The organism is Microbacterium sp. R1, assembly GCF_015159725.1.
GTDB classification, from domain to species: domain Bacteria; phylum Actinomycetota; class Actinomycetes; order Actinomycetales; family Microbacteriaceae; genus Microbacterium; species Microbacterium oxydans.
This window is the reverse complement of record NZ_JADDUD010000001.1, coordinates 1,670,690-1,695,132: the sequence shown is the minus strand read 5'-3', so window position 1 is coordinate 1,695,132 and position 24,443 is coordinate 1,670,690. Positions and strand designations below refer to the sequence as shown.

The window sequence follows — 24,443 nt, the reverse complement described above, 5'->3', positions numbered from 1 at the left end:
GCGAAGACACCGAGGGCCCTTCCGACACCATCGGAGGGGCCCTCGTCTCGTCGCGAACCGTCCGTCTCAGCCTGCGGACAGCACCGCGACGGCCTCTCCACGCAGACGCGCGGGGATCACCACGACCGCACGATCACCGTCGGCCTTCTCGACCGCACTGCCGTCGGTCCACCGCAGGTTGGACTGCACAAGCTCGTCCGGAAGGTCGAGCGTCCCGATGCTCGGGTCGAGAGCATGCACATGCACGGTCGACCCGGTGGTGGTGTAGCGACGCGGGGCACCGCTGCGCTCCCCCATCCGGATCCACGGGCGCGTGCCGTAGACCGCGTCGCCGTTCGTCTGCAGCCATGCACCCAGCTCGCGCATCGCGCGACGCTGGAGCTCGGGGATGGAGCCGTCCGCTGCGGGGCCGACGTTGATCAGCAGGTTGCCGTTCTTCGCCACGACGTCGACGAGCAGACGGATCAGCGCCGCGCCGGACAGCGAGTGGCGTTCGTCCTCTGCCTGATTGAAGCCGAAGGAGTAGCCGAGTCCACGCGTCGACTCCCACGGATCCGGGATGATCTCGGGGATGTCCGTGTATTCGCGTGTGAGGAAGCCGTGGTACGGGACGCCCCAACGGTCGTTGACGACACCGTCGGGCACCGCGTCGAAGTACCGCTGCAGGAGGGCGGCGACCGCATACTCGTCGTGCCCCTTGCCACCGTCGGGCCACTCGATGTCGTTCCACAGCACGTCCGGCGAGAAGCGGGACACGAGCTCTTCGAGCTGGGCAGCCGAGTAGCGGGCGAAGTGCGCATCGTTGCGACGGAAGCGGAACAGATCGGTGTCGGACTCGATCGGCGGGAAGTCGCTCACGTGCCAGTCGAGCGCACCGGAGTAGTACACCCCGAACTTCGCCCCCGCGCGACGGGTGGCGTCGTGGAACTCGGAGATCAGGTCGCGGCGCGGACCACGAGCGACCGCGTTGAAACCGGTGGTCGCCGTGTCCCAGAGGCAGAAACCCTCGTGGTGCTTGGTCGTGGGGACGATGTACTTGGCCCCGGCACCGACCAACTCGCCCACGAAGGCATCCGCGTCGAACGCCGAGGCGTCCCACCGATCGGCCAGGTCCTCGTACGAGGTGCCGGGGCCGAACAACTGCTGGTGGCGCTCCCAGGTGGGGCTGCCCGCGATCCGCACCGTGTTGCCGTACCACTCGGCGTACTGATGCCAGGCGTACGCATCCTCGGTCGGGATGTTCACGCCGTCGCCGTGCTGCACCGCCCACGCCGGCACCGAGTACAGCCCCCAGTGGACGAAGAACCCGAGCTTCGCGTCCCGATACCAGTCGGGCACACCCTGAGTCGGGTACACCGGGGCGTCAACGCCGAAGTCGGGGCCTGTCCGCTTCTCGAAGTTCATCATGCGTTCTGCTCCTCTGCGGTTCCGCGGCGGTCGACGGTGGCGGTCAGGTCCGGATCGCCGTCGGCGTCGAACGGGTAGACACCCGGCTGCAGACGGTGGTGGCCCAGCCGCAGCAGGTCCTGGTCGACGCCACCAGGGGTCAGCGCGAGAGTCCACCCCGCGGCGAGTTCGTAGAGCTCGGGTTCGAGATAGCCGATCTTCACGACGACGATGTCCGCGGTGGTGGGCTCGAGGCCCAGCATCCGGAAGTCAGAGAGGTGGTGGAAAGGCTTGCGGCGCTCGGTGATGATCGCGTGCAGACCACCCACGGCGATGACGACCTGCGTACCCGCATCCGGGTCGCCATCGCTGATGGAGAACACGGTCCCGGTGATCGTGACAGGTCCGTGTGGACCGGAATCCACCCGGGCTCCGGCATCGAGCGACACCGTGGCTCCGACGCCGGCCGCGACAGCCCGTGCGACGGCTTCGCGGTCGAAGATCGAGGCCACGAGTGTGGTGCGGCTGGAATCGGTGAGCTCGGCGCGTTCCAGCAGGTGCGCGAGCGTCCAGGTCACGTCGCCGGCGCCACCGGCCGTCGGGTTGTCCCCCGAGTCCGAGATCAGGTAGGGCCGCGGTGCTCCCGGAGCGAGGGCCTTGTCGAGGGCGTCGTCGAGCGAGCCGGTCTCGGCCACGAAGACGAAGTCCTCGCGCGCGTCCCAGAACATCCGCGCGACACGCTCGGCTTCCCGTGCGATCACCTGCTCGTCGTCCCCGGTGACGACCACGTAGGCCTGGCACCGCGGCTCGTCCGCCCAGGCGTAGCCGATCCAGACGGAGGCGTCGACCACCCCGGGGAGGGCTTCGATCTCGGGCAGCTGGGCGTAGATGCTGCGCGCCGGCTCCAGCCGCGTGCTGGTCTTCTCCCCCGGCAGCAGCACGGGCACGGGTACCCAGGCGGAGAAGGGGCGCCGCCGCAGTGGGTCGGAGCCGTGCGGTCCCCTCAGCCGGGCGAGCAGGTTCCACACCGCACGCTCCTTGGTGTTCATCCAATCCTCGTGCGGAGCCATGCGGTAACACGTCAGCAGGTCTACCGCGTCACGCAGCACCTCCGAGACGTTGCCGTGCAGATCCATCGAGGTCGAGACCAGCGTGTGGGGACCGAGGGCGGCGCGCACCGCGAGCGCGAGATCGCCCTCGGCGTCGTCCATGCCGACCACGCTCATGGCGCCGTGGATGTCGAAGAAGAACCCGTCGAAGGGACCGTGCTCCCGGATGCCGGCGACGATCGCATCCTTCATCCGGCGATAGGTCTCCGGCGCGACGGCTCCGCCAGGAAGAGAGCGTCCGTGGGTCAGCGGCACCCAGTCCGCGGCGGAGGCGAGTTCGCGTCCATCGTCCAGGAACGGGTAGTACCCCCGCAACGTCGGGCCGGTACGAACCGTGAACGCCTCGTCACCGGAGATGTGAGGCGAGAAGGTGCTCGACTCGATGGAGATCCCGGCGATGCCGATGCGTGGCAGGGCGAGACCGCCGTCGGCGACGGTGGGAAGCGGGCCCATCCAGATCTCGTGGGCTTCAGGACGTGCGGTCACGTGAGGTGCTCCTTGTGGTGCGAGGGTCGTGCGTGGGGTCGGTCGTCTCTCAGCGTGCGCCTGCCGGCACGAGCGCACGGCGGGCCGTCTCGATCGCGCCGAGAGCGACCGCGTCGGAACCGAGGACGGCCGGAATGATGCGCAGCGGGATACCCGACACCGGCGAGTCGGTGGCGAGCGTACGCGCGATGGCCGGCTCGAGGAGGTCCCATGCGGCCGTGACCCCGCCCCCGACGATCGCGCAGGGCAGGTCGAGGATCGTGGCCGCGGTCGCGCAAGCGAGGGCGAGCGCCCGACCCGCAGCGTCGAACGCCGCAATCGCCTCCGTGTCGCCGCGGCGCGCACGGTCGGCGACCTCGCGAGCGTCGCGCACCGGGGCGCCCGTGCTCTCCTGGTAGCGCAGCGCGATGGAAGTGCCGGAGGCCAGCGTCTCGAGATGCCCGATCTGGCCGCAGGTGCAGACGAGGTCGCTGTACCCGGGTGTGTGTCCGATCTCACCGGCGGCACCGTGCGGTCCGTGGTGAAGTTCGCCGTCGATGAGGACGGCGCCGCCCACCCCCGTGCCGAGCATGACGCCGAGCACGTCCCGATCCGTGCGCCCTTCCGCCGCGGCCTCACCGAGCAGGAAGGCGTTCACGTCGTTCTCTACCCGCACGGGGACGCCGAGGCGTGACGCCAGTTCATGCCCGAGGGCGAACCCCGTCCAGCCGACGAAGGTCGCCGACGCCGCACGGATCGTCCCCGTCTCGTGGTCGATGACTCCGGCCGCCCCCACTCCGGCTGCGGCCAGCGATACTCCCGCCTCCGCTGCCAGCGACATGGCGAGGGTCGCTGCCGCATCCGCCATCGCTGCACCGCCGAGCGCGGCCGGTGCGCCGACGCTGCCCCGGCCGAGCACGGCACCGTCACCGTCCACCAGAAGGGCGGCGATCTTGGTGCCGCCGATGTCGATCCCGACGAGAGCCGCACCGGGTCCGGCTGCGCCACCGATGAGCGTGCTGGTCCCCTGTTCCTGACCGATCATGCTCAGCGACCACCCAGCCCGGCCATCGCGATCCCCTTGACGAGGTGCTTCTGCAGCACGATCACGAGGATCGTGGTCGGCACCATCGAGATGATCGCGGCTGCCATCTGCAGGTCCCACCGCGTGCCGGTGAGACCGGCGAAGCTCGCGAGGCCGACCGGAAGCGTGCCGTGCGCGTTGTAGTCGACCGTCACGATCAGCGGCCACAGGTAGCTGTTCCAGAACGAGAGGAACGTGAACACCGCGAGCACCGCCACCGCCGACTTCGACAGCGGAAGGATGATCTGCAGGAACGATCGCACGGGGCCTGCGCCGTCGACACGGGCCGCCTCCTCCAGCTCGTAGGGGATGCCGCGGAAGAACTGCCGCATCAGGAACGTGCCGAAGGCGCCGAACGCGAAGGGAAGGATGAGCGCCTGGTATGTGTCGACCCAGTTGAACCACTGCATGACCTGGAACATGGGGATGACGAGCACCTCGGCGGGAACCATCAGGGTGGCCAGGAACAGCACGAACACCGCGTCCCGGCCCTTCCACCGCAGGCGCCCGAAGGCGTATCCGGCTGTGGTCGAGACGATCAGCACGACGAGCGTTCCGCCGATCGCGACGATGAAGGAGTTCATGATGTACGTCAGGAACGGCCCGTAGGCGAACACGTCGACGAAGTTGCTCCACCGCAGTTCGGAGCCCACCAGGGTCGGCGGCATCGAGAACATCTCCGCGTTCGGCTTGAGAGCCGAGAAGAACGCGTAGATCAACGGCGAGATGAAGATCAGCGCAGCCACGTAGATCGCGACGTGCGCGAGGATCAGACGGGCGCGGGCGCCGGGGGTCGTCGCCGCACCGCGTGCGCGCTCGCGTTCGCGGTCGGCGCGGCCGGCGCGGCCGGTGCGTCCGGCGGGCCGGACGAGGGTCTCAGTGCTCATAGTGCACCCACTTCTTCTGTGCGGCGAACTGGAGCCCGGTGATCGCGATGATGATCGCGAACAGGATCCACGCGGCTGCAGCGGCGAGGCCGAGATCGCCGAAGGTGAATCCCTGCTCCCAGATGTACATGACGAGCGGCTTCGTGGCATTGCCCGGACCGCCGCCGGTGAGCATCTGCGGCTGCACGAACACCTGCAGCGACGTGATCATCGTCATGATGGTGGCGAAGAAGATCGATGGCGAGATCATCGGGACGATGATGCTCCACACCCGCCGGATCCCCTGTGCGCCGTCGATGCTCGCCGCCTCCAGCACGCTCTCGGGGAGCTGCTCGAGGGCGGCCGAGAAGATCAGCATGTTGTAGCCGAGTCCCTGCCAGACGCTCATGACGACGACCATGATCATGGCCCACGACGGATCGGCGAGGAAGTTGGGCAGCTCGATGCCGAACCAGGTCTGCGAGAGGCCGTTGAAGAGTCCCTGCGGCTGGAGCATCATCTTCCAGACCAGCACGTTGGCGACCATCGGCGTGACGACGGGGATGAAGAACAGCACCCTCAGTGCGCCGCGACCGCGGATCCGGGAGTTCAGACCGAGAGCGAGCACGAGCGAGAGAGCGACGCTCAACGGCACGTACAGCAGGGTGTACACCGCCGAGTTGCGCAGCGCCGGCCAGAAGTCGGGGCTGCTGGTGAACAGCTTGACGTAGTTGTCCACGCCGTTGAAGGTCCGCTCGCCGAAGGTCGGCCAGTCGAAGACGCTCATCACGATCGACAGCCCGACGGGCACGATCGTGAACAGGGCGAGCCCGATCAGGGCTGGGCTTGCGAATCCCAGCGCCTGACCGGCCTCCACCTTGGCGAGCGATCGTCGACGTCTCGTCGTGATCGTCATCTCAGTTTCTTCCTCTGTTACTGCATTGCTGCTGTGGTGGCCGAGGCCCGATCACTCGCCGAACTGCGCCTGCGCGTTCGACAGCAGCTCTTCCATCGTCATCTGGCCGTTGTAGACGCTGACGAGGTTGGGCTGGATGTAGCTGTCGAGCTTCTGCCAGTTCTTCGTCATGTAGAGGGGGACGGTGTCACCGAACGCAGCCTCGAAGACGGACTTCACCTGGTCGCGGTACTTCTCGTCGATCGACTCGAAGTACAGCGGCTGCGACGACGTGCGTGCCGGGTAGGAGCGGCCGGACGACGCGATGTAGTCCTGCGCGTCCTCGCCGAGCAGCGAGCCCATGACCTTGAGCGCGGCCTCGGGATTCTTGCAGTTGGCCGAGATGCCGTAGCCCGAGCCGAGGATCGGACCGGGGTTGCCGTCGACTCCGGCGGGCAGCGGGACCATGCCGGCGGCGAAGCCCGACTCGTTGTCGAGGTAGCTCACCGCGTTCCAGGTGCCGTCGACGGCCATGGCCGCGTTGGCGCCGGTGTACTGGTTCTCTCCCCACCCCGTGTCGGAAGCGGAGGCCACGGGTGCGGCGACCTTCTTCTCGGTCACGAGCTCGGCGTACCAGGTCGACGCGTCGACGAAGGCGTTCTCATCGATGTGCAACGTGCCGTCCTCGGAGGCCGGCTGCGTGGCGGAGTAGGCGATCGGCATCGACATCCACTGGTAGCCGCCCATACCCATGCCGAAGCCGTACTTACCGTCCTTGGTGGCGTCGGCGGCGATCTTGTCGAAGTCGTCGAACGTCCACCCGATCTCAGGGGTTGCGGCGCCGGCGGCGGTCAGCATGTCCTGGTTGTAGTAGACGAGCATGGTGGCGACGTCGAACGGCACGCCGTAGGTCTTGCCCTCGAAGCTGAGGATCCCGTCGGCGCTCGGATTGAAGTCGGCCCAGTCGATTCCCGCCGTCTTCAGGTCGGCATCGCTCAGCTCGCGGAAGCCGCCGGTGTAGCCTCCCAGCTGCGCGCCGCTCATGCCCGTGACGCACGCCATGTTGCCGCTGGCCATGTTGGTGGTCAGCTTCGTGAAGAAGTCGCTCCACGGCGACGTCTGCAGCTTGATCTTGATGTCGGGGTTCTGCTCCTGCGCGAACGCGACCTGCGCCTCGAGGGCGTCCACGTCCGACTCGCTCCCGGCCCACATGTCCACCACGATGGTGTCGCCGTCTGCCGAACCACCCGTGCCGCTGCCGCTCGCGCAGCCGGTCATCGCGACCGCGACGCCGGCGACGGCGACCACAGCCCCTACACGCAACTTCTTCATTGAATGCCTCCTGGAAAGGGAACCGGTTAATTCGCGGGTCGAAGTAACCTAGTAGGATTTCGTATGAAGTTACCGTTTCATACTTCGCAAGTGGCCGCAAGCCGAACATCCGATGTTTATCGGAGCTTGATAATTCGTAACTCCCGGGAAACACGACGAACCCCCGCTACGCTGACGATGCTCCGACAGGAAAGTGCTCTCATGACGAACTCCGCTGACACCGCCGTCGACGATCCGCACACGCGACGCATCCTCGACCTCGTCGCCCGCGGTGAGGCGCGATCGCGTTCCGAGCTCGCCGCCTCGCTCGGCGTGGCCGCATCGACGGTCGGTCTCCGCGTGCAGTCCCTGCTGGATGCCGGCGTGCTCAGAGAAGCCGGAGACGGCACGTCACGCGGAGGGCGGCGCCCACGTGTCCTTCAGATCGCGGCGGACGGCTTCGTCCTGTCCGCTGACCTCGGCGGCGGACACGCCCGCATAGGCAGGCACTCCCTCAGCGGTGCCCTCCTGGACAGTGAATCCATCGCCGTCGATGTCACCGAGGGACCGCAGGCCACCCTGGATCGCCTGGCGGTCGTGTTCGACCGTCTCCTGTCCTCGGGGAGGATCCATGCGATCGGGATCAGCCTCCCCGGTCCGGTCGACATCTCCACGGGATCCGTCGACCAACCCTCGCGGATGCCCGGATGGCCGGGGTTCCGCGTCGGCGAGCACCTCTCCGCGCGCTACGGGGTCCCTGTCGCCGTCGACAACGACGCGAACCTCGCCGCGCTCGGCGAGCACCGTGAGCGTTTCGGCCACACCGGTCACAGCATCACGGTGAAGGCGGGAACCGCCATCGGCAGCGGCATCATCGTGGACGGGCACGTGCACCGCGGCGCCACGTCGGCCGCGGGCGACATCACCCACACGCGCATCGACGGCAGCGGCGACATCCCCTGCTCCTGCGGAAACACCGGATGCCTGGAAACCGTGGCGAGCGGGGCGAGTCTGGTCCGACAGATGCGCGAGCGCGGGAACGACGCCGTGCGCACGACGACCGACGTGCTGAGCCTGGCGCGCGACGCCGATCCCCTCGCCACGACTCTGGTCCGAACCGCCGGCACCCACCTGGGTCAGGCACTCTCCGGGGTCGTGAACTTCTTCAATCCGCACGCCGTGTTCCTCACCGGCAGCATGAGCGCATCCGAACCGTTCATCGCGGCCGTCCGCAGCCGCGTCTACGAGGCCTGCCACCCGCTCGCCACCCAGCGACTGCGCATCGAGTCCGCGGCGACGGGCGCCGACGCCATCCTGCACGGCGCGGCCCGACTCGCGCTCGAGGGCATGGACATCCCCGTGGCGGCCGCCTGAGCCACCGCCACGGTGCAGATCAGTCCTCGATCAGGGTCAGCTCGATCACGGGGACCAGCACATCGGGTCGACGCACCGGGAGGTGGACGGTCAGAGTCCCCTCGGCCTCGCCTGCGGGTGTCATGAGATCCGCCTCGCGATCGGGGTCGGACACGCTCGTCTGGAGCCAGGATCCGTCGTTGAGCAGCCGGACGTACGACACCTTGCCCGCGAGCTCCGGGAGGTGGACGAAACCCATGGGCCAGCTGAAGAGGCTCAGGTAGAGCCGGTTCCCCCTGCGCGTGTAGACGCCCTCACGCGGTGGGGTGAAGGCCGCGTACCCCGCGCCGACCACCGCGTTCCGGTGCAGGCGCATCCACTCCCCGATCTCCGCCAACGTGCTCGCATCCCGCGGAGCGATCGCCCCACGCCCGTCCGGGCCGATGTTCAGCAGCATGTTGCCGTCCATCGAGACAGAGTCGACGAGCATCTGCACGAGCAACGTCGACGACTTCTGGTCCATGTTGTCGCGGTGGTAACCCCACGATCCGTTCAGCGTCTGGCACGCCTCCCATGTGAGGGGAACGCCGTCTCGCACGATCGGCGCGGTGGGCTGATACTGCTCTGGCGTGACGAAGTCCGCGGGGATACCCAGACGATCGTTGACCAGCATGTTCGGCTGCAGCTCCCGGCACAGAGCGAGCAGTGCCTCCGCATCCCAGTCCCCGGGGCCCTTGCCTGCCCACCCGTCCTTCTCCTCCGGGTAGGTGAAATCGAAGAAGAGGTAGTCGATGTCGCCATACTCCGTGAGGAGCTCGCGCACCTGACCGTGGAGGTAGGCGCGGTATGCGGCCATGTCGCGGCCGGCGTTCAGCTCATGAGCGTTCTCATCGTCGCGACGCGGGTGGTTCCAGTCGATCGTGAAGTCGGGGTGATGCCAGTCGATGACCGAGTGGTACAGGCCGACTTTCAGGCCTTCCGCCCGCAGCGCGTCGACGTACTCGCGCACCAGGTCACGTCCGGTGTTCGCGACCGAGGTGAAGTCGGTCAGCTTCGAATCCCAGAGGCAGAAACCGTCGTGGTGCTTCGTGGTGAGCACGACATACCCCATGCCCGTCGCTTTCGCCGTGCGCGCGAGTGCTGCGGCATCGAAGAGATCCGGATGGAAGTGCTCGAAGTACTGACGGTAGTCCTCGTCCGTGAGCCGCTCGTAGTTCTGCACCCACTCGTGCCGTGCGGCGGTGCTGTAGAGGCCGAAGTGGACGAACATGCCGAACCGAGCCCGGTCAAACCATTCCTGTCGCATACCTCCCATCCTGGCACAGACATCCGATGTTTAGAGAGTGGATGGACCTGCTCGACGCAGAACGGGCGCCCCCGAAGGGACGCCCGTTCGTTCGAAGATCGAATCAGCGCGCGGCGCTGCCGTCGATGTAGTCCTCGTCCTGCTGCTTCCAGGCGAAGAGCGAGCGCAGCTCCTTGCCGGTGACCTCGATCGGGTGCTGCTCCTCCTTGGCACGCAGCGCCAGGAACTCCTCGGCCCCGTTGTCCTGGTCGTCGATGAAGCGCTTGGCGAAGGCGCCGGACTGGATGTCGGCCAGCACGCCCTTCATGCTCTCCTTGACGCGCTCGTCGATGACGCGCGGGCCCGAGACGTAGTCGCCGAACTCGGCGGTGTCGGAGATCGACCAACGCTGCTTGGCGATGCCGCCCTCCCACATCAGGTCGACGATGAGCTTGAGCTCGTGCAGCACCTCGAAGTACGCGATCTGCGGCTGGTAGCCCGCTTCGGTGAGGGTCTCGAAGCCCGCCTGCACGAGGTGGCTCACACCACCGCAGAGCACGGCCTGCTCGCCGAACAGGTCGGTCTCGGTCTCTTCGGTGAACGTCGTCTTGATGACGCCGGCCCTGGTGCCGCCGATGGCCTTCGCGTAGGAGAGCGCCAGGTCCCAGGCCTTGCCCGATGCGTCGCGCTCGACGGCGATGATGTCGGGGATGCCGCGGCCCGCGACGAACTCACGACGCACGGTGTGGCCCGGAGCCTTCGGGGCGACCAGGATCACGTCGACGCCCTCGGGAGCGTCGATGTAGCCGAAGCGGATGTTGAAGCCGTGGGCGAACGCGAGCGTCTTGCCGGCCGTGAGGTTCGGCGCGATGGACTCGCTGTAGATCGTGCGCTGGTGCTGGTCCGGCGCGAGGATCATGATGACGTCGGCCCACTCGGTGGCCTCGGCGACGGTCTTGACCGGGAAGCCTGCCTCCTCGGCCTTGGCTGCCGACTTCGAGCCCTCCTTGAGGGCGATCGCGACCTCGACACCCGAGTCGCGAAGGTTCTGCGCATGGGCGTGGCCCTGCGAGCCGTAACCGACGATGGCGACCTTCTTGCCCTGGATCAGGGACAGGTCTGCATCGGCGTCGTAGAAGATCTCGGTGCTCACTTTGTGTTTCTCCTTGATTGTGGTTCGTGTAGGTAGAGGGGGGCGCATCAACCGCGCAGCACGCGTTCCGTGATGCTCTTGCCACCGCGGCCGATGGCGAGAAGACCGGACTGCGCGATCTCCTTGATGCCGAAGGGCTCGAGCGCGCGGAGCATGGCATCGACCTTGCCCTTGTCGCCGGTGACCTCGATCACGAGCGCGTCGGAGGCGTAGTCGACCACGGAAGCGCGGAAGAGGTTGACGACCTCGATCACGTTCGAGCGGGTGGCGTTGTCGGTGCGAACCTTCACGAGCATGTGCTCGCGCTGCACCGACGTGGCGAAGTCGAGCTCGACGATCTTGATCACGTTGATCAGCTTGTTGAGCTGCTTGGTGACCTGCTCGAGCGGGAGCTCATCGACATCGACGACGACGGTGATCCGGGAGATGCCAGGCACCTCCGTCACGCCGACGGCGAGGGAATCGATGTTAAAGCCGCGGCGGGCGAAGAGGCCGGCCACACGGGTCAGAAGGCCGGGGGTGTTCTCCACCAGCAGGCTCAGCACATGGGTCGACATGGATCAGTCCTCCTCGTCGAATGCGGGCGCGTGCTCGCGGGCGTACTGGACGTAGCTGTTGCTGACTCCCTGCGGCACCATCGGCCACACCATGGAATCGGCACTCACCACGAAGTCGATCACCACAGGCCGATCGTTCGTCTCGAGTGCGAGCTTGATGGCGGCGTCGACCTCTTCCTCCTTCTCCACACGGATCGCGAGGCAGCCGTAGGCTTCGGCGAGCTTCACGAAGTCGGGGATGCGGATCGTTCCGTGACCGGTGTTGAGATCGGTGTTCGAGTGACGTCCGTCGTAGAACAGCGTCTGCCACTGGCGCACCATGCCCAGCGAGGAATTGTTGATGATCGCGACCTTGATCGGGATGTTGTTGATCGTGCAGGTCGCGAGCTCCTGATTGGTCATCTGGAAGCAGCCGTCGCCGTCGATCGCCCAGACCGGACGATCGGGCTCGGCGACCTTGGCACCCATGGCCGCCGGCACCGAGTAGCCCATCGTTCCGGCACCGCCGGAGTTCAGCCAGGCGTTCGGACGCTCGTACTTGATGAACTGCGCAGCCCACATCTGGTGCTGGCCGACTCCGGAGGCGAAGATGCCCTCCGGCCCGGTGAGCTCGCCGATGCGCTGGATCACGTGCTGAGGAGCGAGCAGACCGTCGGTCGTCGGCGCGAATCCCAGCGGGAACTCGGTACGCAGACCGTCGAGGTACGACCACCACTCCTCGATGTCGGGCTTCGTGTCGGCCGTCGCGCCACGGAACGCCGCGTCGAGGTCGGTGAGCACGTCGCGCACATCGCCGACGATCGGCACGTCGGCCGTGCGGATCTTGGAGATCTCCGCCGGGTCGATGTCGACGTGGACGACCTTCGCGTTGGGTGCGAACAGCGCCGCCTTACCCGTGACACGGTCGTCGAACCGCGCACCGAGCGAGACGAGGAGATCGGCCTCCTGCAGAGCGAGCACAGCGGGAACCGTGCCGTGCATGCCGGGCATGCCGAGGTGCTGCGGGTGCGAGTCCGGGAAAGCACCACGGGCCATCAGCGTCGTGACGACCGGGGCGCCGGTGGACTCGGCGAGTTCGAGGAGTTCTGCAGACGCCTTGCCGCGGATCACGCCGCCGCCCACGTACAGCACCGGCTTCTTGGCTTCGGCGAGAAGGGCCGCCGCGGCCTGGATCTGCTTCCCGTGCGCCTTGGTCACAGGACGGTAGCCGGGCAGGTCGATCTTGGGCGGCCACACGAAGGGCGCGGTCGCCTGCTGCGCGTCCTTGGTGATGTCGACCAGCACCGGACCGGGGCGCCCGGTGCCGGCGATCTCGTACGCCGCAGCGATCGCGCCCGGGATCTCCGCCGCGTCCTTCACGAGGAAGGAGTGCTTGGTGATCGGCATCGTGATGCCCACGATGTCGGCCTCCTGGAACGCATCCGTCCCCATGAGGGTCGAGAACACCTGACCGGTGATCGCGAGCATCGGCACCGAATCCATGTAGGCGTCGGCGATCGCGGTCACGAGGTTGGTCGCGCCGGGACCGGAGGTCGCGATGCACACGCCCACCTTGCCGGATGCGGACGCGTACCCCTCGGCCGCGTGCCCGGCTCCCTGCTCGTGACGAACCAGGATGTGACGGAGCTCGGAAGCGTCCATCAGCGGGTCGTAGACGGGGAGGATAGCCCCGCCAGGAAGCCCGAACACGTCGGTGACACCGAGCAGCTCGAGCGAGCGGACCACGGCCTCAGCGCCCGTGATCTCCGGTGCGGCAGGTTGACGGGCGGGCGGCCTCGGCACGGCCGGGGCGGAATCAGCAGTCATGACTTTCCTTCTGATGATCTGTGGAGGACGCCGGATGTCCGATCGGCTGGGTTCCTGAGCCTGTCGATGGATCAGCCGGTGGTCGCTCCCTCGGCGGCGGACCGCACGAGGCGCGAGTACTTGGCAAGAACGCCTCGGGTGTAGCGCGGGGGAAGCGGCTCCCAGCCAGAGCGGCGGGAGGCGAGCTCTGCCTCGTCGACGAGTAGATCGAGAGAGCGAGCTGCGATATCGACCCGTATCAGATCACCATCGCGCACGAAGGCGATAGGACCTGCGTCCACCGCTTCGGGTGCTATGTGGCCGATGCACAGGCCGGTTGTGCCGCCTGAGAATCGTCCGTCCGTCAAGAGTAGTACATCTTTTCCGAGTCCAGCGCCCTTGATGGCCGCGGTGATCGCGAGCATCTCCCGCATGCCCGGTCCACCCTTGGGTCCCTCGTAGCGGATCACGATCACCGTGCCGGGTTCGATCTCGCCCTCGGCCACGGCATCCATGGCCGCGCGCTCGCGCTCGAACACGCGGGCCGGTCCCTCGAACACCGCCGCGTCGAAACCCGCCGTCTTGACGACGGCACCCTCCGGGGCGAGCGAGCCGTGCAGGATCGTGAGCCCGCCCGTGGCGTGGATCGGGTTGTCGAACGTGTGGATGACCTCGCCGTCGATCGGCTGCGGGTCGAGGTCCGCGAGGTTCTCGGCGAGCGTCTTGCCGGTGACCGTGAGCGCGTCGCCGTGCAGGAGGCCCTCGTCGAGCATGGCCTTCATGATCACGGGGATGCCGCCGTGGCGGTCCACGTCGTTCATGACGTACTTGCCGAACGGCTTCATGTCGGCCACGTGCGGGACCTTGTCGCCGATGCGGTTGAAGTCGTGAAGACTCAGCTCGACCTCGGCCTCTCGCGCGATGGCGAGGAGGTGGAGGACGACGTTGGTCGAGCCGCCGAGGGCCATCGCGAGGGCGATCGCGTTCTCGAACGCCTCCTTGGTGAGGATGTCGCGCGTCGTGATGCCCTGACGGAGCAGGTTGACGACGGCCTCGCCCGACCGATGCGCGAAGTAGTCGCGACGGCGGTCGGCAGCGGGCGGCGCGGCGGAGCCCGGCAGGCTGAGCCCGAGTGCCTCGGCGACGGAGGCCATGGTGTTGGCGGTGTACATGCCGCCGCATGCCCCCTCACCGGGAGCGATGGCGCACTCGATGCGCTTGAGGTCTTCCTCGCTCATCAGGCCGGCACGGCAGGCGCCGACCGCCTCGAACGAGTCGATGATCGTGACGTCCTTCTCGGTGCCGTCGGAGAGCTTGACCCAGCCCGGCGCGATCGACCCGGCGTAGAGGAAGACACTCGACAGGTCGAGGCGGGCGCTGGCCATGAGCATGCCGGGGATCGACTTGTCGCAGCCGGCGAGCAGGACGGAGCCGTCCAGGCGCTCGGCCATCATCACGGTCTCGACCGAGTCGGCGATGACCTCGCGGGAGACGAGTGAGAAGTGCATCCCCTCGTGGCCCATCGAGATGCCGTCCGAGACGGAGATGGTTCCGAACTGCAGCGGGTACCCGCCGCCGGAGTGCACGCCCTCCTTCGCCCCCTGAGCAAGACGGTCGAGGCTCAGGTTGCAGGGAGTGATCTCGTTCCAGCTGGACGCGATGCCGATCTGCGGCTTGTCCCAGTCGGCGTCGCCCATGCCGACGGCACGGAGCATACCGCGGGAGGTCGTGGCCTCGATGCCGTCGGTGACGACGCGGCTGCGGGGCTTGATGTCGATGGGCGCGCTGCTGGAGGGATCATGCGAGGACATGACGGAAGTCTATTGCCGCCGAGAGGCACGTTCGTCCGCCAACGCCTCCAGAAGCTCGGCGATCTGTTGTGGAGAGTCCACACGAAGGGTCGCGGCGCTCTCCCCCGGCCCGACCCGGACGCCGAGGTCGCCGGGCTGCAGCACACGCATCGCATCCTCGTCCGTCACATCGTCGCCGGCGAAGAGGATCCCGGTGGCGTCGAACCTCTCGCGGAGAGCGGCCATCGCCGCGTCCTTGCCCTCCGTTCGCGACGAGAACTCGAGCACCCTGTGGCCCGAACGCCGTCTCCAGTGCGGGAACCGCTCCGCGACGAGGGCATCGATCTCGGCGAAGACGCGCTCCTCGGTCTCGCGGTCGGCACGACGGGTGTGCACGCCCATGCCGAAGGTCTTGGGCTCGAACTCGGCGCCTTCATATCGGTCGATGATCGGCTTCGCCGCCGCCCACAGCTCCTCACGAGCACCATCGTCCGTCGGCTCGCCGGGAGCATCAGCGTCGCCCTCCCCCGGGAACCAGTACTGGGCGCCGTGCGATCCGGCCAAGGCGATCGCGGAGTCGTCGGTGTGCTCCGTGATGACACGGAGGTCATGCATGCTGCGTCCGGAGACGTAGGCGACGACAGTGTCCGGAAGAGCGGCGAGGCGGTCGACCTGGACGGCGACTTCGGGAAGGGCTCTGGCGGCCATCGGATCCGGGACCAGCGGCGATGCCGTGCCGTCGAAGTCGAGCGCGACCACAAGCCGTGCAGTGCCGGCCAGAGCGCTCAGGTCGTCATCGGCTGTTCCAGGGGTCCAAGGGCGCGTCACGGATTCTCCAATCGAAGGGGGCTCTCCCAGTATCGCGGGCCGTGCGCGGGCTCAGCGACCGCGCACCTCCGCCAACGCGGCGAGGAACGACGACGACCACGCGGTCACGTCGTTGTCGAGCACCCGGCGCCGGAGCGAGCGCATGCGACGCGACTGCTCGCCCGCCGGCATGTCCACGGCGGTCATGATCGCGTCCTTGAGACCTTCGATGTCGTGCGGGTTGACGCGCACGGCCTGGCGCAGCTCGTCCGCCGCTCCCGTGAACTCGCTCAGCACGAGCACGCCGCGATTGTCGGCCCTGGTGGCGACGTACTCCTTGGCCACGAGGTTCATACCGTCGCGGAGCGCGGTCACGAGCATGACATCCGCCGCCAGGTAGAGCGCGACCATCTCCTCGCGCGGATACCCCTGGTGCAGGTACCGGATGGCGGAGTGCCCCATGGTGTCGTTGTCGCCGTTGATGCGGCTCACGGCGAGCTCGATCTCGTCCCGCAGGTGCACGTAGGCATCGACCCGCTCGCGGCTGGGACTCGCGACCTGCACCAGTGTCACGTCCTCGACGTTCAGTCGCCCGTCCTCGAGCAGTTCGCCATAGGCCTTGATGCGGTGCCGGATGCCCTTCGTGTAGTCGAGTCTGTCGACGCCGAGCAGGATGCGCTTGGGGTTGCCGAGGCTGGCTCTGATCTCGGCGGCTCTGGCCTGGATGTCCTCCCTGGCCGCGAGCTCGAGGTAGGGCTCGGTGTCGATGGAGATCGGGAAGGCTCTCGCCACCGCCGTCCTGGTCTGCTCGCCCTCCGGCACCGCGACGTGCGAGCCCTTGACCTCGTAGCGCAAGCGGCGGCGTACGGCGGTCAGGAAGTAGGTGGCGTCCTGCGCGCGCTGGAAGCCGATGACGTCGGCGCCGAGGAGTCCGCGCAGCACCTGGTCGCGCCAGGGCAGCTGCGCGTACAGACCGTGAGCGGGGAACGGGATGTGGTGGAAGTAGCCGATGGTGACGTCGGGCCGCAGTTCCCGCACCATCTGCGGCACGAGCTGGAGCTGGTAGTCGTGCACCCACACGGTGCCGTCCTTCGCGACCGCGGCGGCAGCAGCCTCGGCGAAGCGGCGGTTCACCGTCACGTATGCCTCCCACCATTCCCGGTGGTACTGCGGCGGCGCGATCACATCGTGATAGAGCGGCCAGATGGTGTCGTTCGCGAAGCCTTCGTAGTACTCGGCGACCTCCTGAGCGCTGAGCGTCACCGGTATCAGGTCGATGCCGTCGGCCGCGAACGGCTCCAGCTCGACGTCGGCCTGGCCGGGCCAGCCCACCCAGGCCCCGTGCACACTGCGCATCATCGGCTCGAGCGCGGCGACGAGACCACCGGGAGACGTGCGCCAGGTCTCCTCACCTCCGGGACCCACCACCCGATCGACGGGCAGGCGGTTGGCGACGACGACGAAATCTGCTGCGGCCACGAGGGCTCCTCCCGGGGTTTCCCCCAGGCTATCGAGGAACGTCGATCTCCGCGGATCGCGCGTCAGGGGTTGACGCGGGCCTCGCGTCCCCTCTACCGCTGAGGAACCAGTTCGCCACACCCGCGATGAAGGCGATCAGTGCCGCGATCATCGGCAGCAACAGCGCAGCGGGCGTGCCGACGTTCTCGGCGATCTCACCCGCGAAGGCGGCTCCGATGGACTGCCCGACGACGACGCCGGAGCCGAGCATCGTCATGACGGTGGCGGAGCGTCCCCGGGGACTGCGGGCCGCACCGAAACTGTACTGCGTGACGAGAGTGGGACCGATGCCGATGCCCATGATCGCGAGCGCCAGCATCATGGTGCCGGGGGTGTCGACGAATCCGAGCAGCAGCGTGCCCGCCAGCAGGATCCCGGAGAACACGAGCCACCGCGCGCGCATCGAGAATCGCGGGGGAAGCCATGCGACACCGAGTGCGAGGATGGCGGACCCCACGCCCATGACACCGTAGAGGAGGCCGGCCTGCTCCGGCGCCCCGCGGTCGGCCATGAACGACGTCAGCGAGGTGAGCATCGCGCCGAAGAAGATGCCGACGCCGAGGATGCCGACCACCACGATCAGCAGCTGGGGCCGGAACAGCTCGGAGACGGCCGAAGGCGCCTTCCCGTCGGCGTCGCGATCCTGCGAGACGTGTCGACCGCTGGGATGCAGCGCGAAGGCACCCACGAAGACCACGGTGAGGACGGCCGCACCGACCAGCGGAGCCCACGGCGCGATCGCCGACGCCAGGATCCCGACCAGGAACGGCCCGAACACGAACACCGTCTCGTCCGCCGCCGACTCGTAGGCCATCGTGCCCGACACCGTCTTCGCACGGCGGGACTCCGCCATTCGTTCGCTGATGATCGTGACGAGCCGCGACCGTGAGAGCGGAGCGACCTGCGGGGCGCTCGCCCCGATGCCGACGGCGGCGAGCAGCACGAATCCGTCCGGCGCCGTTCCGTAGACGACCACGGTGAACAGCAGAAGCATGGCCGCGTTCGCGACAGCGAGCACCATCAGCACGACCCGCTGCCCGAAGCGATCGGCTGCTGCCCCGAGCAGAGGCCCGAAGCATGCGGTGCCGAGACCCACGGCCGCAGAGGTGAGACCTCCGAGCGAGAGGGAGCCCCGCGCGGAGACGACGACCGTCAGCACGCCGACGACCATCATCGCGAACGGCAGCCGGGCGATGAAGGCGATGAGGAAGTAGGGAAGGCCGGCGAGACGGAGAAGGGTCGGCTCGGCGATTTGCTGCGATGCTGTTGCGCGTGTCATGGCTCTCGCGCGTCGAAGACGCGATGTCGGGTGCCGCCGCTGTCCGCCGGAATGCCGACGGCCGGTAGATACACGGTTGTGCGGCCGCGGGCGAGCCGCGACCAGGCCATGATAGCGGGTGCGCCCGAGTGCCGTCCGTCAGCTCGTTCCCTGCCGGATCCACCGGGGGCTTGTCAAGGCTCCATGCGACCAAGGGTGCGGGAAGGTAGCGTGGGGGAATGCGCTACCTCTTCAGCACCGGACTTGTCGCTGCGATCTCCGCCGGAGTCTCCCTGCTGCGCGGCACCCGCGAGCAGCCCGTCACCTGGCGTGCCGTGCTGTCCTGGGTGAGCTGGGGCATCACGATGGCCCTCGCCGTCGGCGCCGTGATCGACATGAACCGCGAACGTCGCGGTGTGCTGGTGGACGCCGACTCCCCGCAGTCGGTCAAGAAGGCGAAGAAGGCCCAGCGACTGCAGTTCCGCTCGCAGAAGGCCCTCGCCGACACGCAGGACCACGCTAAAGACTCACGTCCCTGATCGGCCGCTGGCCGGGACCGTCGTCATCGGGTGAGGATGAGCGCCTCTCCCTGACCGCCGCCGCCGCACAGTCCGACCGCCGCGGTCCCCGCGCCCCGACGTGCCAGCTCGTGCGCGAGGTGCACGACGAGCCTGTTGCCTGAGGCTCCGATGGGGTGACCGATCGCGATGCCGCCACCATGGATGTTCACGATGCTCTCGTCGATGCCCAGCTCGTCCTGAGAACGTGCGACGACGGCGCCGAAGGCCTCGTTGATCTCGACCAGATCGAGATCGGACGGCGAGATGCCCTGTTTGGCGCACGCACGCTCGATCGCCCGCGCCGGTTGCGCCTGCAGCGAGTTGTCCGGTCCTGCCGTCTGCCCGCTCGCACCGACGGTCGCCAGCACGGGCCAGCCCTTCACCGTCGCGACGCCGCGGGTCGTCAGCACGACCGCGGAGGCACCGTCGGAGATCGGCGATGAGTTACCGGCGGTGATCGAGCCGCCTTCCGCGAACGCCGCTCTGAGTCCCGAAAGCGTCTGCACGGTCGTGTCGGGTCGTACGCCCTCGTCCTTCGTCACGCGCACGGGCTCACCCCGTCGTTGAGGAACGTCCACGGCGACGATCTCCGCGTCGAACACTCCCGACTCCTGCGCTGCCGTCGCGCGCTGGTGGGAGAGAGCCGCGACCTGGTCCTGCGCCGCCCTGGTGAGTCCGAAACGCGCGTTGTGCCGTTCCGTCGATGCTCCCATGCTCTCCTGGTCGTACGCGTCGGTGAGCCCGTCGTATGCCATGTGGTCGAGCACCTCGACGCTTCCGTATGTCCAGCCGTCGCGGGAACCCATCAGCAGGTGCGGGGCGCGCGTCATGGATTCCATGCCCGCGGCGACGACCACTTCGGCATCACCCGTGCGGATCATGCGTGCGGCGTCGATGATCGCCGTCAGCCCCGACAGACAGACCTTGTTCACCGAGTGCGCCGGCACGTCCCATCCGATGCCCGCGCCGATCGCCGCCTGCCGCGCCGCGTTCTGTCCCGACCCGGCCGCGAGCACCTGACCGACGACGACGGCATCGACATCGTCGGGATCGATCGTGGCCTGTTCGAGCGCGCCGCGGATCGCCAGTGATCCGAGCTGAGGCGCTGTGAACGCGGAGAGCTGCCCCTTGAGACGTCCCTGTGGGGTGCGAGCAGCGGCGACGATGACGACGTCGTTCTCAGTCATGGTGCGTGGTCCTTCCGTTGTGCAGTGCGCGGGAGACGATGAGGGGTGGCTCCGTCGCGGCGACGACGTCATCGACCGTGACGTCCGGCGCGGTCTCGACGAGCACGAGTCCCTCCGATGTCACGTCGATCACGGCGAGGTCGGTGATGATCCGGTCGACGACGCCTCGACCCGTCAACGGCAGGGAGCACTCCTCGACGATCTTCGCGGAGCCGTCTTTCGCGACATGCTCCATGAGCACGATGACCCGGCCGGCGCCGTGGACCAGATCCATGGCACCGCCAGGGCCCTTGACCATCTTGCCAGGGATCATCCAGTTCGCGAGGTCTCCCGCTGACGAGACCTGCATCGCCCCGAGGATCGCGGCATCGATCTTGCCGCCTCGGATCATGCCGAAACTGGTCGCCGAGTCGAAGAAAGCCGCCCCGGGGAGAGCGGTCACCGTCTCCTTTCCCGCATTGATCAGGTCGGGATCGACCGCGTCCTCCCGCGGATAGGGGCCGACGCCGAGGATGCCGTTCTCCGACTGCAGGACCACGGTGACACCGGGCGGCACGTGATTGGGCACCAGAGTGGGGAGACCGATGCCGAGGTTCACGTAGGCGCCGTCCTGCAGCTCGGCCGCAGCGCGGGCGGCCATCTGCTCGCGGGTCAGTGCCATGTCAGGCTCCTTCCACGGCGACGGTGCGCCGTTCGATGCGCTTGGGGATGTCGGTGCCGACCTCGACGACGCGGTGCACGAAGACGCCGGGAAGGTGGATGCCATCGGGGTCGAGCTCCCCCGGTTCCACCAGCTGTTCGACCTGAGCGATGCAGACCCGTCCCGCCATGGCTGCGAGCGGGTTGAAGTTGCGCGCAGCCTTGTTGAACACGAGGTTGCCGTGTCGGTCGCCGCGGGCGGCGTGCACGAGCGCGAAGTCGGTGGTGATCGCCTCCTCGAGGACGAACTCACGCGGGGCCCCGTCGACCTCGAAGGTGCGCACGTCTTTGGGGGCCGAGGCGACGGCGATCGTGCCGTCGGGGTTGTATCTGCGCGGCAGTCCCCCCTCTGCCACCTGTGTGCCGACCCCGGTCTGGGTGTAGAAGGCGGCGATCCCCGACCCGCCTGCGCGGAGCTTCTCGGCGAGGGTTCCCTGCGGTGTGAGTTCGAGCTCCAGTTCCCCGCTCAAGAACTGACGCTCGAACTCCTTGTTCTCGCCCACATAAGACGAGGTCATCTTGCGGATCCGCCGCGCGCCCAACAGCACACCCAGACCCCAGTCGTCGACCCCGCAGTTGTTGCTCACGACGCTCAGGCCCGTGGTGCCCTGTGCGAGGAGCGCCTCGATGAGTGCGATCGGGTTACCGGAGAGACCGAAGCCGCCGACCGCCAGCGACGCCCCATCCCTGATGTCGGCGACAGCTGCCTCGGCAGACTCCCAGTGCTTGTCGATCACGTCGGCTCCTTCGATCCCGTGCTCTCCCCAGCATCCGTCCAGAGCACCCGCCCGGAGAAGCAGGATCTTGTGATGTGGCAGAACCTAGAGGTAGCGTCCACATCATGGAACCTCTTGCAGCCGTGCCCGGCGCTCAGGCCATCGCCAGAGCCGCCCGCCTGCTGCGTCTGGTGACGGCCGCCGGCGCCGAGGGCGCCTCGCTGCAGGAGCTGGCGCGCGGCGCAGACCTCTCGCGCTCCACAGCGCACCGCCTGCTGAGTGCTCTCCGCGCCGAGGGCCTGGTCGACCGTGATGGCGAGAGCACCCGGTGGATGCCCGGTCCTGAGCTCTTCCTGATGGGATCCGTCGCGGCCGCTCGGTACGACGTGACTGCTCTCGCCCGCGACGTGGTCCGCTCACTCGCCGTCAAGACCGAGGAGAGCGCGTTCCTCTCCGTACGTCGAGCGGACGAGACGGTCTGCCTCCTCCGCGAGGAAGGCTCGTTCCCCATCCGTTCCTTCGTGCTGAGCGAGGGCGTCCGCTTCCCTTTGGGCGTCGCGAGCGCGGGCCTCGCCATTCTCGCCTTCCTTCCGGACCACGATGTGGATGGCTACCTCGAGCGTCACCCGGACCTCGAGAGCGCGTGGGGACGTGCCCACGGCATGCGCCCCCTTCGCGCGCGCCTCGCGGAGACCAAGGAACGGGGATACGCGGTGAACCCCGGATTGATCGTCGAAGGCAGCTGGGGACTCGGCGCCGCCGTGTTCGATCGCTCGGGGCGCCCCGAATGGGCATTGAGCCTCACCGGTGTGGAGTTCCGCTTCGGCCCTGACCGGATGGCCGAGCTCGGCCGCACCCTCCTGGCACACGCACATCAACTCTCCGCGCGCATCGCCACCGCCCGACGCTGACCGTTATTCATACCAGTGGGTATATACTTGCTGGTATTAATCGCACGGACGTCATCCCCTCCCTGGTGCTCTCGGCGTACGCGCTCGGCCGTATCGCCGCGCAGGACGCCGGAAACGACGCGCCAGCGGCGCAGTGGCGTGTGCTGAGCCTGCTCGAGCAGGCAGGCTCCCGGCGCGTCGGCGAACTGGCTGCCGCCGCACGGACGACCCAACCCGGAATGACGCGTCTCCTCGGCGGCCTGGAGCGAGAAGGACTCATCCTCCGCTCCCCCGACCCGGACGATTCCCGCGCGACCGTCGTCGACATCACCGCGCAGGGGACCTCGGCGCTTGCCGCCTGGCGAGCCGAGTTCCGCGACACTCTCGCTCCACGCTTCGCCGCTCTGGACGACGAGGAGTGGGCCGCCCTCACACGTGCGGCGGAGATCCTCGCCGCGCATACCGCCACTGATCGAACAGGAGAACCTCGGTGAACACCGCCGCCACCCCCTCGGTGTGGAAACAACCGGCCCAGGTCTGGGCCGTCGCATTCGCGTGCGTCGTCGCCTTCATGGGCATCGGACTCGTCGACCCGATCCTGCCCGCGATCGCCGAATCGCTGCAGGCCTCTCCCGTCGAGACCGAGCTGCTCTTCACCAGCTATCTCCTCGTGACCGGTCTCGCGATGCTCGTGACCAGCTGGATCTCCAGCCGCATCGGGGCCAAGGCGACGCTGCTCATCGGACTCGCGCTGATCGTGGTGTTCGCACTGCTCTGCGCACTGAGCGGCAGCGTCGACGCCGTCATCGGCTTCCGTGCTGGGTGGGGCCTGGGTAACGCGCTCTTCATCTCGACGGCCCTCGCCACGATCGTCGGTGCCGCGTCAGGCGGCAGCAGCGCGGCCATCGTCCTCTATGAGGCCGCCCTCGGCCTGGGCATCGCCGTCGGTCCGCTCCTCGGTGGCCTCCTCGGCGAGCAGAGCTGGCGTGGACCGTTCTTCGGAGTGGTCGCGCTGATGGCGATCGCCTTCGTCGCCGTGCTGGTCCTGCTGCGCGGCCCGGGCGAGAAGCGCCAGCCCGTCAAATTCTCCGCACCGTTCAGCGCCTTGCGCCGCCCGGCACTCGCGGTGCTCGCGGTCACGGCCCTGTTCTACAACATCGGCTTCTTCGTCCTCCTGGCCTTCTCCCCGTTCCCGCTGGGCTTCGGCGCGATGGGCATCGGCTTCACCTTCTTCGGCTGGGGAGTCGCACTCGCGGTCACCAGCGTCTGGGTCGCACCTCTCCTCATGCGCCGCATGCCCAGGACGCGCATCATCCTGGTCGTCCTCCCCCTGTTGGCGGTCGATCTGATCGCTGCCGGGCTCGTGGTGGAGAATGCCGCGGCGCTGGTCGCCTGCATCGTGGTGGGCGGGCTTCTGCTCGGCGTGATGAACACCGTGCTCACCGAAGCGGTGATGGAGGCTACCGATCTGCCGCGCTCCGTCGCTTCGTCGGCGTACTCCGCCGTCCGGTTCCTCGGAGGCGCCATGGCTCCCCCGATCGCCGCCCTCCTGTGGCACGCGTTCAACGCAACGGTTCCCTATCTGTTCGCCGCGGCCTCCGTCCTGCTGGCCGCGCTCACCGTCTTCCTGGGTCGGCGGGTACTCGCCCACATCGACGACGAGCCCGACGACACGGTGACGGAGGATGCGGCGGCCATCCTGGTGGGAGACGCCGGCTGATCCGGACTCCTGGCGTCGGAGTGGTCACCGAAGACCGCTCCGACGCCAG

Annotated in this window: 22 protein-coding genes; 5 read left to right on the top strand and 17 right to left on the bottom strand. The window is 67.9% G+C overall.

All coding sequences use genetic code 11. From position 1 onward, the window contains the following. Positions 1 to 66: 66 nt before the first annotated feature. The 6 genes from ILP86_RS08345 to ILP86_RS08320 all read right to left on the bottom strand — a co-directional run bounded on the left by ILP86_RS08345 (position 67) and on the right by ILP86_RS08320 (position 7,137). Positions 67 to 1,407: an alpha-L-fucosidase gene (locus ILP86_RS08345; protein WP_193761762.1), complete on the bottom strand. Its 1,341-nt coding sequence runs from the start codon at positions 1,405 to 1,407 to the stop codon at positions 67 to 69. Continuing rightward, a complete protein-coding gene (locus tag ILP86_RS08340; protein ID WP_227751135.1) occupies positions 1,404 to 2,948 on the bottom strand; it encodes a M81 family metallopeptidase in 1,545 nt (514 codons plus the stop codon). The genes ILP86_RS08345 and ILP86_RS08340 overlap by 4 nt, the downstream gene beginning before the upstream one ends. An 82-nt stretch (positions 2,949 to 3,030) precedes the next feature. After that, the gene (locus ILP86_RS08335) at positions 3,031 to 4,005 is read right to left on the bottom strand and encodes an ROK family protein (RefSeq protein ID WP_082738537.1); all 975 of its coding nucleotides are present in this window, start codon (positions 4,003 to 4,005) and stop codon (positions 3,031 to 3,033) included. 2 nt (positions 4,006 to 4,007) lie between these two features. Then, complete coding sequence (locus tag ILP86_RS08330) at positions 4,008 to 4,931, bottom strand: carbohydrate ABC transporter permease (protein WP_193761760.1); 924 nt, start codon at positions 4,929 to 4,931, stop codon at positions 4,008 to 4,010. Then, positions 4,921 to 5,826: a carbohydrate ABC transporter permease gene (locus ILP86_RS08325; protein WP_045265140.1), complete on the bottom strand. Its 906-nt coding sequence runs from the start codon at positions 5,824 to 5,826 to the stop codon at positions 4,921 to 4,923. Before ILP86_RS08325 ends, ILP86_RS08330 begins: the two co-directional genes overlap by 11 nt. A gap of 51 nt (positions 5,827 to 5,877) precedes the next feature. Further along, positions 5,878 to 7,137, bottom strand: coding sequence for an ABC transporter substrate-binding protein (locus ILP86_RS08320; protein ID WP_227750934.1), 1,260 nt, complete (start codon positions 7,135 to 7,137; stop codon positions 5,878 to 5,880). A gap of 201 nt (positions 7,138 to 7,338) precedes the next feature. On the opposite strand from ILP86_RS08320, the gene ILP86_RS08315 reads away from it, so the two are divergent. After that, complete coding sequence (locus tag ILP86_RS08315) at positions 7,339 to 8,490, top strand: ROK family transcriptional regulator (RefSeq protein WP_058630557.1); 1,152 nt, start codon at positions 7,339 to 7,341, stop codon at positions 8,488 to 8,490. Between the two features lie 19 nt (positions 8,491 to 8,509). On the opposite strand, the gene ILP86_RS08310 is transcribed toward ILP86_RS08315, so the two are convergent. From ILP86_RS08310 to ILP86_RS08275, 8 genes are all read right to left on the bottom strand, one after another. Next, positions 8,510 to 9,784, bottom strand: coding sequence for an alpha-L-fucosidase (locus ILP86_RS08310; RefSeq protein WP_374168939.1), 1,275 nt, complete (start codon positions 9,782 to 9,784; stop codon positions 8,510 to 8,512). Positions 9,785 to 9,878: 94 nt separating this feature from the next. Beyond that, the gene (gene ilvC, locus ILP86_RS08305) at positions 9,879 to 10,955 is read right to left on the bottom strand and encodes a ketol-acid reductoisomerase (protein WP_113680776.1); all 1,077 of its coding nucleotides are present in this window, start codon (positions 10,953 to 10,955) and stop codon (positions 9,879 to 9,881) included. Beyond that, the gene (gene ilvN / locus ILP86_RS08300) at positions 10,955 to 11,464 is read right to left on the bottom strand and encodes an acetolactate synthase small subunit (RefSeq protein ID WP_017830816.1); all 510 of its coding nucleotides are present in this window, start codon (positions 11,462 to 11,464) and stop codon (positions 10,955 to 10,957) included. The genes ilvC and ilvN overlap by 1 nt, the downstream gene beginning before the upstream one ends. Positions 11,465 to 11,467: 3 nt before the next feature. Next, complete coding sequence (locus ILP86_RS08295; protein ID WP_113680777.1) at positions 11,468 to 13,270, bottom strand: acetolactate synthase large subunit; 1,803 nt, start codon at positions 13,268 to 13,270, stop codon at positions 11,468 to 11,470. Between the two features lie 71 nt (positions 13,271 to 13,341). Further along, on the bottom strand, positions 13,342 to 15,060 hold the full coding sequence (gene ilvD / locus ILP86_RS08290; RefSeq protein WP_046748398.1) for a dihydroxy-acid dehydratase: 1,719 nt from the start codon (positions 15,058 to 15,060) through the stop codon (positions 13,342 to 13,344). A 9-nt stretch (positions 15,061 to 15,069) separates the two neighbouring features. Beyond that, entirely contained in the window at positions 15,070 to 15,867 is a 798-nt protein-coding gene (gene otsB, locus ILP86_RS08285) for a trehalose-phosphatase (RefSeq protein WP_046748397.1), read from the bottom strand. A gap of 51 nt (positions 15,868 to 15,918) precedes the next feature. Then, complete coding sequence (locus ILP86_RS08280; RefSeq protein ID WP_058630553.1) at positions 15,919 to 17,325, bottom strand: trehalose-6-phosphate synthase; 1,407 nt, start codon at positions 17,323 to 17,325, stop codon at positions 15,919 to 15,921. 28 nt (positions 17,326 to 17,353) lie between these two features. Beyond that, entirely contained in the window at positions 17,354 to 18,643 is a 1,290-nt protein-coding gene (locus ILP86_RS08275; RefSeq protein WP_193761759.1) for an MFS transporter, read from the bottom strand. 218 nt (positions 18,644 to 18,861) lie between these two features. On the opposite strand from ILP86_RS08275, the gene ILP86_RS08270 reads away from it, so the two are divergent. Next, positions 18,862 to 19,161: a hypothetical protein gene (locus ILP86_RS08270; RefSeq protein ID WP_046748394.1), complete on the top strand. Its 300-nt coding sequence runs from the start codon at positions 18,862 to 18,864 to the stop codon at positions 19,159 to 19,161. 23 nt (positions 19,162 to 19,184) lie between these two features. Here ILP86_RS08270 and ILP86_RS08265 read toward each other — a convergent pair whose 3' ends face one another. The 3 genes from ILP86_RS08265 to ILP86_RS08255 are packed head-to-tail and all read right to left on the bottom strand — an operon-like array spanning position 19,185 to position 21,805. Beyond that, positions 19,185 to 20,369, bottom strand: coding sequence for an acetyl-CoA C-acyltransferase (locus ILP86_RS08265; protein WP_141369890.1), 1,185 nt, complete (start codon positions 20,367 to 20,369; stop codon positions 19,185 to 19,187). Then, a complete protein-coding gene (locus ILP86_RS08260) occupies positions 20,362 to 21,030 on the bottom strand; it encodes a CoA transferase subunit B (protein WP_174799781.1) in 669 nt (222 codons plus the stop codon). The genes ILP86_RS08265 and ILP86_RS08260 overlap by 8 nt, the downstream gene beginning before the upstream one ends. A gap of 1 nt (position 21,031) precedes the next feature. Continuing rightward, positions 21,032 to 21,805: a CoA transferase subunit A gene (locus tag ILP86_RS08255; RefSeq protein WP_046748392.1), complete on the bottom strand. Its 774-nt coding sequence runs from the start codon at positions 21,803 to 21,805 to the stop codon at positions 21,032 to 21,034. A gap of 104 nt (positions 21,806 to 21,909) precedes the next feature. Here ILP86_RS08255 and ILP86_RS08250 point away from each other — a divergent pair, with 104 nt between their 5' ends. The 3 genes from ILP86_RS08250 to ILP86_RS08240 all read left to right on the top strand — a co-directional run bounded on the left by ILP86_RS08250 (position 21,910) and on the right by ILP86_RS08240 (position 24,394). Then, the gene (locus ILP86_RS08250) at positions 21,910 to 22,695 is read left to right on the top strand and encodes an IclR family transcriptional regulator (RefSeq protein ID WP_061017575.1); all 786 of its coding nucleotides are present in this window, start codon (positions 21,910 to 21,912) and stop codon (positions 22,693 to 22,695) included. Positions 22,696 to 22,760: 65 nt separating this feature from the next. After that, complete coding sequence (locus ILP86_RS08245; RefSeq protein ID WP_308431897.1) at positions 22,761 to 23,168, top strand: MarR family transcriptional regulator; 408 nt, start codon at positions 22,761 to 22,763, stop codon at positions 23,166 to 23,168. Next, the gene (locus tag ILP86_RS08240; protein ID WP_193761758.1) at positions 23,165 to 24,394 is read left to right on the top strand and encodes an MFS transporter; all 1,230 of its coding nucleotides are present in this window, start codon (positions 23,165 to 23,167) and stop codon (positions 24,392 to 24,394) included. Before ILP86_RS08245 ends, ILP86_RS08240 begins: the two co-directional genes overlap by 4 nt. Positions 24,395 to 24,443: the final 49 nt, after the last annotated feature.

What these genes read in the sequence shown, in the direction of transcription:
- ILP86_RS08345 (WP_193761762.1), bottom strand. Translation starts at nt 1,407, where the DNA reads ATGATGAACTTCGAGAAGCGGACAGGCCCCGACTTCGGCGTTGACGCC.
- ILP86_RS08340 (WP_227751135.1), bottom strand. Translation starts at nt 2,948, where the DNA reads ATGGGCCCGCTTCCCACCGTCGCCGACGGCGGTCTCGCCCTGCCACGC.
- ILP86_RS08335 (WP_082738537.1), bottom strand. Translation starts at nt 4,005, where the DNA reads ATGATCGGTCAGGAACAGGGGACCAGCACGCTCATCGGTGGCGCAGCC.
- ILP86_RS08330 (WP_193761760.1), bottom strand. Translation starts at nt 4,931, where the DNA reads ATGAGCACTGAGACCCTCGTCCGGCCCGCCGGACGCACCGGCCGCGCC.
- ILP86_RS08325 (WP_045265140.1), bottom strand. Translation starts at nt 5,826, where the DNA reads ATGACGATCACGACGAGACGTCGACGATCGCTCGCCAAGGTGGAGGCC.
- ILP86_RS08320 (WP_227750934.1), bottom strand. Translation starts at nt 7,137, where the DNA reads ATGAAGAAGTTGCGTGTAGGGGCTGTGGTCGCCGTCGCCGGCGTCGCG.
- ILP86_RS08315 (WP_058630557.1), top strand. Translation starts at nt 7,339, where the DNA reads ATGACGAACTCCGCTGACACCGCCGTCGACGATCCGCACACGCGACGC.
- ILP86_RS08310 (WP_374168939.1), bottom strand. Translation starts at nt 9,784, where the DNA reads ATGGGAGGTATGCGACAGGAATGGTTTGACCGGGCTCGGTTCGGCATG.
- ilvC (WP_113680776.1), bottom strand. Translation starts at nt 10,955, where the DNA reads ATGCGCCCCCCTCTACCTACACGAACCACAATCAAGGAGAAACACAAA.
- ilvN (WP_017830816.1), bottom strand. Translation starts at nt 11,464, where the DNA reads ATGTCGACCCATGTGCTGAGCCTGCTGGTGGAGAACACCCCCGGCCTT.
- ILP86_RS08295 (WP_113680777.1), bottom strand. Translation starts at nt 13,270, where the DNA reads ATGACTGCTGATTCCGCCCCGGCCGTGCCGAGGCCGCCCGCCCGTCAA.
- ilvD (WP_046748398.1), bottom strand. Translation starts at nt 15,060, where the DNA reads ATGTCCTCGCATGATCCCTCCAGCAGCGCGCCCATCGACATCAAGCCC.
- ILP86_RS08275 (WP_193761759.1), bottom strand. Translation starts at nt 18,643, where the DNA reads ATGACACGCGCAACAGCATCGCAGCAAATCGCCGAGCCGACCCTTCTC.
- ILP86_RS08270 (WP_046748394.1), top strand. Translation starts at nt 18,862, where the DNA reads ATGCGCTACCTCTTCAGCACCGGACTTGTCGCTGCGATCTCCGCCGGA.
- ILP86_RS08265 (WP_141369890.1), bottom strand. Translation starts at nt 20,369, where the DNA reads ATGACTGAGAACGACGTCGTCATCGTCGCCGCTGCTCGCACCCCACAG.
- ILP86_RS08260 (WP_174799781.1), bottom strand. Translation starts at nt 21,030, where the DNA reads ATGGCACTGACCCGCGAGCAGATGGCCGCCCGCGCTGCGGCCGAGCTG.
- ILP86_RS08250 (WP_061017575.1), top strand. Translation starts at nt 21,910, where the DNA reads ATGGAACCTCTTGCAGCCGTGCCCGGCGCTCAGGCCATCGCCAGAGCC.